This window comes from Mesorhizobium sp. Cs1299R1N3 (assembly GCF_037179625.1).
GTDB lineage: Bacteria > Pseudomonadota > Alphaproteobacteria > Rhizobiales > Rhizobiaceae > Mesorhizobium > Mesorhizobium salmacidum.
Genome location: NZ_JAPYKQ010000065.1, coordinates 1 through 494 on the forward strand (window position 1 = coordinate 1; position 494 = coordinate 494).

At 61.7% G+C, this 494-nt stretch carries 1 protein-coding gene; it reads left to right on the forward strand.

The window, feature by feature from the left end; all coding sequences use genetic code 11:
• The first annotated feature begins 263 nt into the window (after window positions 1-263).
• Window positions 264-443, forward strand: a complete 180-nt coding sequence (locus O7B34_RS31970) for a hypothetical protein (protein WP_337149730.1) — start codon at window positions 264-266, stop codon at window positions 441-443.
• Window positions 444-494: the final 51 nt, after the last annotated feature.

A 494-nucleotide genomic window follows, 5' to 3' on the forward strand; every position in this document is an offset into this window, starting at 1 on the left:
CCCGACCGGCTCATGCCCCATGACCAGCAGGACGCAGAATACCGTAAGGCTCAGGAGGACGCATATGAACGCGGCGGCAAGACCCAGCGTGCGCATGACGAAAGCAAAGTCGGTGGTGGTCATGACGGGATCCGGAACGATGATGAACAGACCTACGCTAGGCCCGCCGGGGAATAAGGCGATGTGACGGTCATCACAGAGAGTTGTGCCACGCGCCCGTAATGTCAGGCCTACCCTGGCACGGCATATCGGAGCGCGAGCGGATGTCCCACACTCTCTCCCAGATTGCTTCGGTCGTGGCCGGACTCGCGCTTCTCGTGAACGGCCTCATCCTCTTCCCCGAGAGCTGGATCAAAGGCCTGGCCAAGAGCGTCGCCGTGTCGATCTCACTGGCGCTGTTTGCGACCGTCCTGATCGCGTTGGTCCGCAATTACGGTTCCTGAACGGCTCAGGACGCGACGCCGACCGCCTTGCTGTCAATGGCCGCCTGGATT